Consider the following 4800-nt stretch of genomic DNA (forward strand, 5'->3'; position numbering starts at 1 on the left):
GTCAGCAGCTGCGCAAGAATTTACAAAAGAATGGAAAAAAGCCTACCCTGACAAAGAGCCAAATATCAATTCAGTTTTGGGATACACAAGTTATATGATGTTCATGAAGGCCATTGAAAATGCCGGTAGCGCTGATCGTGAAAAAATTACGATTGCACTGAGCAAATTAAAAGATTTTCCAACCCCCTTTGGTGATATGTCAATCGATGAAAATCATAATCCTAAGATTCCAATTGGCATCATTAAAATACAGGATGGAAAACGTGTTTATTTAGAAGAAGTTAAACCTGCTTTTTAATGTAAAGGTTGTACTTATTAACGTACAAGAATTGGTTGAGGATCTTTTTTCTCAACCAAAAACTTAAAATTTCCTTATTATCCTATGTAAATTAATAAATGTGGAAGGATGAGAGATGAGCACTGAAATGTTCATCCAGTATTTTTTTAATGCACTGGCATTGGGGTCTCTTTATGGGCTTATCGCTATTGGTTATACCATGGTCTACGGTATATTGAGACTGATTAATTTTGCTCACGGTGATATCTTTATGCTGGGAGCTTATTTTGTTTTCTTTTCCACAATTAGCTTTATGCCTGCTTGGGCAGCACTTCTTCTTTTGTTCCTTGCTGCTCTTATTTATTACTCAGTCTTTATAGGATTTAAAAAGCGCCCTCCCATTTATTGGATCGCTGTTTTTTTAATTCTTGCGTTAGGATTTGTTTATTATTTTAAAATTTCTCCACAAGATTTTACACCAATCTGGGTTTTAGCTCTTTGTTTTTCCATTTTTATTACAAGTGCAGTGGGAATTATCGTTGATCAACTTGCTTATAAACCTCTACGCCATGCGCCGCGTATTTCGGCACTTATCGGTGCAATCGGTGTTTCTTTTTTCATTGAAAATCTTTCTACGGTACTCTTTAGCGGTGTTCCCAAAGGTGTAAAACAACCGGATTTTTTAGTAACACCATTTTTATGGCATTTAGGATCAGAAGCAGGGGGTATCATTAGAATTGCTCCCATGTCTTTGATTGTTCCCATTGTGTCATTGATTCTTATTGTCTTACTGTTATGGATTATCCATAAAACGAGACCTGGTCTTGCTATGCGTGCAATCTCTCATGATATTGAAACGACGCGTTTAATGGGGGTTTCTGTTAATAAAGTCATTGCATTTACATTTGGAATAGGTTCAGCACTTGCCGCTATAGCAGGCATTATGTGGTCTTTGCGTTATCCTCAAATTCAGCCTTATATGGGCGTTCTTCCTGGTCTTAAGGCTTTTATTGCTGCGGTTATCGGAGGTATTGGTTCGATACCAGGAGCAATGTTGGGAGGTTTGTTATTAGGGTTTATCGAAATTATGATTATCGCATTTTTCCCCGCGCTATCTGGATATCGTGATGCCTTCGCTTTCATTTTATTGATTCTGATTTTATTAATATTGCCCACCGGATTAATGGGTAAAAAAAGTCAGGAGAAAATCTAATGGAAAAGTCAGCAACAACTTTTTTATCGTGTATCAGTATTTTCGTTCTTATAGGTTTTTTATTCTATGCAGATAACCATTTTAATGACTATACACTCCGTATCATAAATCTGATTGCTATTAATGCAATCTTAGCAATTTCGCTTAATTTGATTTACGGCTTTACAGGTATGTTTTCCCTTGGACATGCCGGCTTTATGGCTATTGGTGCTTACATCTGCGCAATTTTACTTCTTTCCCCTGAACAAAAAGAGATGATGTGGATTCTTGAGCCTGTCGCTGAACCATTGTCCCATCTACAACTCCCTTTTTTCATCGCTGTTATTGTAAGCGGTTTGTGTGCAGCAATTATCGGTTTATTGATTGCTTTGCCAATATTGCGTCTTGGTGGTGATTATCTTGGAATTGCAACATTAGGTTTTGCAGAAATTATCCGTATTGTCATTACGAATGCGACATCTCTCACAAATGGTTCTTTGGGAATCAAAGGAATACCTCAGAATGCAACGTTATGGTGGAACTATGGTTGGTTAGCATTTACAGTTCTCTTTATTGTCCTCTTACTGCGAAGCAATACTGGTAATGTACTCCGTGCTATTCGTGATGATGAAATCGCTGCGAAAACCATGGGAATTAACGCTTTTTTCTACCGTAGCTTTTCTTTTACTGTTGGAGCATTTTTTGCAGGTGTAGGTGGAGCGTTAATGGCTGCTCTTATTTCAACCATTGATCCAAAAATGTTTAATTTTCTGCTCACTTTTAATATTTTGATGATTGTTGTCGCTGGTGGTCTGGGTTCAATTACAGGAAGTATTATTGGGAGCATTATTATTACAGTCATGCTTGAATGGCTTCGTATTATTGAAAGTCCATTTGACTTAGGTTTTATACATATTCCAGAAACACCAGGACTTCGCATGGTTGTTTTCTCTCTTTTATTACTGATAATTATTTTATTTTGGAGAAAAGGATTGATGGGACAACATGAATTCTCATGGAATGGAATTTATAGCTTTCTGACACGCAAAAAGTTTTCTAATACTGAGGGAAAGCTATGAACGGCACTCTTCTTTCACTCAATGATATTGTAATGCGTTTTGGCGGATTAATTGCTGTCAATAATGTTAATATGGCCATTAAACGAGGAAGTATTACTGGATTAATTGGTCCCAATGGTGCTGGGAAAACAACAGTTTTCAATATGATTTCTGGATTTTATGCCCCTACAAGCGGTACCATTCTTTTTGATGAACAAAAAATCTCTGGAGAACCTCCTTATATTATCTGTAGGCGTCATATTGCTCGAACATTTCAAAATATTCGTCTTTTCTCAGGATTAACGGTTTTACAGAACGTTATGGTAGGCGCTCATGTCCGTCAAAAATATCCTTGGTTTTCTTCAGCTCTCTTTTTTTCAAAAGCAATGAGAGAAAAAAGAGAAGTTTATAAAAATTCCATGGAGCTTCTTGAACGACTACAACTTGATCACCTTGCCAATCAATTGGCAACAGCTTTACCTTATGGTGTACAGCGACGTTTAGAGATTGCACGCGCGTTAGCCACAAAGCCTAAATTGCTTCTTCTTGATGAACCTGTCGCTGGCATGAACCCACAAGAAAGTGAAGATCTTAGAAAGTTCATAGCAAAAGTGCAAAAAGACTTTGATCTTACAATTCTTCTTATTGAACACGATATGAAAGTGGTTATGGGGCTTTGCCAACATATTTTGGTCATGGAACATGGCTGTTGCATTGCTAATGGCACACCAGATGAAATTCGTAATAACCCAAAAGTTATTGAAGCTTATCTTGGCGGAGATGTTTATGGATATTCTTAAAATAAAAAATCTTTACGTTCATTATGGTGCCATTAAAGCTGTCCAAAATCTTTCTATGTCCATAAAAAGGGGAAGTATTGTTACTTTAATTGGAGCCAATGGTGCGGGAAAAAGCAGCATTGTACGCTCTGTTACAGGACTTAATCGCTCTGTTTATGGGGAAATTACCTATAATGGCGAATCAATTATAAAAAAATCACCAGAAGAGATTTTGCGTTTAGGTATTGCCCTTAGTCCTGAAGGGCGACGTATTATGCCTCATCTCACTGTTTTAGAGAATCTCCATCTAGGTGCTTATATTCGCCATGATAAACAAGGAATTTCTCGTGATATTGAATGGATATTTGATCTTTTCCCGCGCCTACGTGAAAGATCAAAACAGTTGGGAGGAACAATGTCAGGTGGGGAACAACAAATGGTTGCTGTAGGCCGCGCACTCATGAGTAATCCTGATATGGTCATATTAGATGAACCATCGTTAGGATTAGCCCCACTTCTTGTTCGGGAGATTTTTTCAATTATCCGAAAAATTAATGATATGGGAAAAACTGTTCTTCTTATCGAACAAAATGCATTTGCTGCACTTTCCATAGCTGATTATGCTTATATTTTAGAGGTAGGGCATATTTTATTTCACGGTGAAGGTAAAACTATGCTTTCTGATCCGCGTGTTAAAGAAGCCTATCTTGGTGGATAAGAGAGATAAATTAAGGCAATAGAGCTTATCCTCTTTCCTTTTAAAAAGCATTTCTCATCAGTGATGAGGAATGCTTTTTTGTGAAGTTTGATGATTATATCCACCATTTTTCCGCAGAAAATACACCTGCTTCTTTTTCAATAATGTACGCTATTTTGAAAATAACTTCTTCAGCAAAAGGCTTACCAATCAATTGCAATCCTAGTGGTAAACCATTTGATGATAGACCAGCAGGAACAGAAATTCCTGGTAAACCAGCCATATTCACTGGTACGGTAAAAATATCATTAAGATACATTGCGACAGCATCATTTTTTATTTTTTCATCAGCAATACCAAAGGCAGGTGTTGGTGTTGCTGGTGTAAGAATAGCATCAACGCCTAAATCAAAACATTGATCAAAATCGCGTTTTACGAGTGTTCTTATTTTTTGAGCTCTTAGATAACAAGAATCATAAAAACCTGATGAAAGAACATAAGTCCCAACTAGAATACGTCGTTTGACTTCATCACCAAAACCAACAGAACGTGTATTTTCATACATCTCAATGATGTCTTTTCCAGGTACACGCAAACCAAAACGCACACCATCATAACGCGCTAAATTAGAAGAAGCTTCTGCCGGCGCTATAATATAATAAGAAGGTAGAGCATATTTTGTATGAGGTAAAGAAATATCGTGTATTTCAGCTCCTGCTTCTTTTAACCAATTTATCCCCTTTTGCCAAAGATCAATAATTTCTTGAGACATTCCATCGAGGTAGTATTCTTTTGGA

At 37.0% G+C, this 4800-nt stretch carries 6 protein-coding genes; 5 read left to right on the top strand and 1 reads right to left on the bottom strand.

Annotated features, from left to right (window positions below; translation table 11 throughout):
* The 5 genes from BN338_RS02480 to BN338_RS02500 form a co-directional block, all read left to right on the top strand.
* On the top strand, positions 1-298 hold a 298-nt coding region (locus BN338_RS02480; RefSeq protein WP_039758688.1), incomplete at its 5' end, for an ABC transporter substrate-binding protein.
* Positions 299-413: 115 nt separating this feature from the next.
* Positions 414-1490 (top strand): branched-chain amino acid ABC transporter permease, encoded by a 1077-nt coding sequence (locus BN338_RS02485; RefSeq protein ID WP_039758690.1) that lies wholly within the window; start codon positions 414-416, stop codon positions 1488-1490.
* The gene (locus BN338_RS02490; protein WP_039758692.1) at positions 1490-2548 is read left to right on the top strand and encodes a branched-chain amino acid ABC transporter permease; all 1059 of its coding nucleotides are present in this window, start codon (positions 1490-1492) and stop codon (positions 2546-2548) included. Before BN338_RS02485 ends, BN338_RS02490 begins: the two co-directional genes overlap by 1 nt.
* Entirely contained in the window at positions 2545-3327 is a 783-nt protein-coding gene (locus tag BN338_RS02495) for an ABC transporter ATP-binding protein (protein WP_039758694.1), read from the top strand. Before BN338_RS02490 ends, BN338_RS02495 begins: the two co-directional genes overlap by 4 nt.
* Positions 3314-4024, top strand: a complete 711-nt coding sequence (locus tag BN338_RS02500; protein WP_039758696.1) for an ABC transporter ATP-binding protein — start codon at positions 3314-3316, stop codon at positions 4022-4024. Before BN338_RS02495 ends, BN338_RS02500 begins: the two co-directional genes overlap by 14 nt.
* 94 nt (positions 4025-4118) lie before the next feature.
* Here BN338_RS02500 and BN338_RS02505 read toward each other — a convergent pair.
* A partial coding sequence (locus BN338_RS02505; protein WP_039758697.1) for an amidase family protein occupies positions 4119-4800 on the bottom strand: 682 nt, incomplete at its 5' end.

Origin of the sequence: Bartonella queenslandensis AUST/NH15, from assembly GCF_000312585.1 — a bacterium.
GTDB classification, from domain to species: Bacteria; Pseudomonadota; Alphaproteobacteria; order Rhizobiales; family Rhizobiaceae; genus Bartonella; species Bartonella queenslandensis_A.

Coding starts and splice junctions, on each gene's coding strand:
- BN338_RS02495 (WP_039758694.1), top strand. CDS start 2,545: ATGAACGGCACTCTTCTTTCACTCAATGATATTGTAATGCGTTTTGGC.
- BN338_RS02490 (WP_039758692.1), top strand. CDS start 1,490: ATGGAAAAGTCAGCAACAACTTTTTTATCGTGTATCAGTATTTTCGTT.
- BN338_RS02485 (WP_039758690.1), top strand. CDS start 414: ATGAGCACTGAAATGTTCATCCAGTATTTTTTTAATGCACTGGCATTG.
- BN338_RS02500 (WP_039758696.1), top strand. CDS start 3,314: ATGGATATTCTTAAAATAAAAAATCTTTACGTTCATTATGGTGCCATT.